Raw genomic sequence first — 2,061 nt, 5'->3', positions numbered from 1 at the left:
GGGTTCTCCTGGTTCAGCGCGAGGAAGGGCCAGAAGAAGTCGTTCCAGGCCTGCACGAAGGTGAGCATGCCGAGCACCATCATCGCCGGGCGGGCACTGCGCGTGCCGTTGCGTGACAGGGCTCCTGGTCGTCCGGTCGGTGATCTCACTCAGCAACGCCGGACACGGGACTCGTCCTGGTTTGCCGTCGAGCCATGTTCGACGTCCCGCACAAGGAAGTTGTCCTCTGGAGCTGGGGAGCCATTTCCGGAACGCCGGCGGTGACGTAGAAGACCGACCTGAGGACGGCTTCGCACGGGTTGTGCCACGACTGCCGTCTGCCCACGAGCTGCACCGTGTCGGTGAGGGCCCGGCGGATGGCCTCGGCGCAGGTGGCAAAGCCGTCAGACCACAGTGCGGTGGTGTTCTGCTCGGCGACAGGCGTGGGGAGCGGGTGAGCCGCCGGACCCGCTGCGATGTCTCCGGGCAAGGACAGGATCAGCCTGTCGCAGTGGGTGACAGGGGTGGACCGGCCTCGGAAAGGGACCGAAGCGCGTCATATGGGAGAGAGCAAGTGAGCATCACGGGAACGGCCCGAACCGGACGTCCAAGAGAAGTGGAGACGGCCTTCTGGCTATCGCTCGTGACGGTCGCCGTCAGCATCACCGTCTGGACACTGGGGGCGTTCGTCCTCTCTCCGACAGGATTCGAGGAGATGCGTGAGGAGATGGGGGAGCACGGCGCGAGGGTGCAGATGCTCACGTCCGCGGGCTTCCTGTTGGTCGACACCGTGCTTCGGGTGGTCCTCGCCTTCAGGATGCGCGCCGGTCGCAATTGGGCGCGGCTCGTGCTGACCGCTCTCGGCGCTCTCGGCATGCTCCTCGTCCTGACCACCATGGGCATGGGCGGCTTCGACGGGGAGACGGTGACCGAGTACATCGACGAGCTGCCGCTGTCCGACAGCGTCCTGACCCTGTTGGATGCTTGCGTCATCGTGCTGATGTTCCTGCCGACGGCCAACGCGTACTTCTCCACGAGGTCGGTGAGAGGTACGAGGCAGCACCCGCAATGAGGCAGGCCCGTGAGATGAACCGTTTTCACCCGGCCCCCGTTCACTCGGCGACGGACTCCGGTGGAGACGCCACACCGGGTACCAGGTGACGAGAGGGACCTACTGTGAACATCGCGCTGATGGCGGTAACCGCGCTCTGTGGCGGAGTCTTTCTGGTCGGAGGGGTGGGACAGGTCGTGGGGCGAGGGGTGCCACGCACTCCCGCCGCCGCGTGCGGTTTCTCCCCGGCGGCGTGCCGGGCGATCGGCGTCCTGGAACTGCTCGGCGGTACTGGCCTGTTGCTCGCGCGTGTCGCCACCGAAGCAGCGGTCACGGCCGCATGCGGACTCTTCCTGCTCACCGTCGGCGCCTTCCTCTACCACAACTGGTACCAGGCACGCGGACTTCGCCTGTGGGCGCCCGCCATGACCGCGACGATCATGCTGGTCATCGCCGCGGGCTTCCCTCTGAGCAGCGTCGGCTAAGCGCTGTCCTACCCGCACCGACCACCGAGACGACGAGCCCGATCCACGTGATGCGCGACGGTCGTTGGCCCAGAATGGTGGCGATGAGAGCCTGCCAGACGGGCTGGGTGGCGACCAACGCCGTCGCCATCGCCACGCTCGTCATCTTCGGGCTCGACATGAACCTGACGAAATGGGCCGTCGGTGTCGTGCCGGCGAGGGTTCCGATGAAGACGCCGCGGCGTTGTTCCCTGCGGATGAAGAGACGCTCTCCGCGCCACACCTTCCTGACCTCACGACGGCGGAACACCAAGAGGTCCGGCCCCAGGGTGAGGAGCCCCAGTGCGTTGCGCCCGAAGGCCAAGGCGGGGGCGGGAGCCGTGCCGTACGCGGTCAGGGGTGCGGGCAGGCACGAGTCGGGGACGGCTGCGGCAGCCGAACTGGGACGTCCCCTACGCGGCGAAGCCGATGCTGGTGACGTACTCGTACTGGCCCCACTCGGAGCCGAGGTCGACGACCGCGTCGCTGATCCAGGCGTCGTCGAGTGCCGCTTCGTCGTCGTTGACC

General features: G+C 67.2%; 3 protein-coding genes and 2 pseudogenes. 2 read left to right on the top strand and 3 right to left on the bottom strand.

Features of this window, described 5'->3' with window-relative positions; translation table 11 throughout:
* Nucleotides 1-95: pseudogene (locus ACWDUZ_RS38510) on the bottom strand (carbohydrate ABC transporter permease); the annotation flags it as partial.
* A gap of 527 nt (nt 96-622) precedes the next feature.
* On the opposite strand from ACWDUZ_RS38510, the gene ACWDUZ_RS38505 reads away from it, so the two are divergent.
* Both ACWDUZ_RS38505 and ACWDUZ_RS38500 read left to right on the top strand, forming a co-directional pair.
* A complete protein-coding gene (locus ACWDUZ_RS38505; RefSeq protein ID WP_451636478.1) occupies nt 623-1,051 on the top strand; it encodes a hypothetical protein in 429 nt (142 codons plus the stop codon).
* Nucleotides 1,052-1,170: 119 nt separating this feature from the next.
* Nucleotides 1,171-1,515 (top strand): DoxX family protein, encoded by a 345-nt coding sequence (locus ACWDUZ_RS38500; RefSeq protein WP_451636477.1) that lies wholly within the window; start codon nt 1,171-1,173, stop codon nt 1,513-1,515.
* Here the strand turns inward: ACWDUZ_RS38500 and ACWDUZ_RS38495 are convergent.
* On the bottom strand, nt 1,478-1,891 hold the full coding sequence (locus ACWDUZ_RS38495) for an EamA family transporter (protein WP_451636479.1): 414 nt from the start codon (nt 1,889-1,891) through the stop codon (nt 1,478-1,480). The genes ACWDUZ_RS38500 and ACWDUZ_RS38495 overlap by 38 nt on opposite strands.
* Before the next feature lie 55 nt (nt 1,892-1,946).
* Nucleotides 1,947-2,061 (bottom strand): annotated as a pseudogene (locus tag ACWDUZ_RS38490) (transcriptional regulator); the annotation flags it as partial.

It is taken from the genome of Streptomyces sp. NPDC003393, assembly GCF_053589015.1.
Note: the sequence above shows the minus strand (reverse complement) of the source record. Positions and strands in the feature narration are given on the sequence as shown.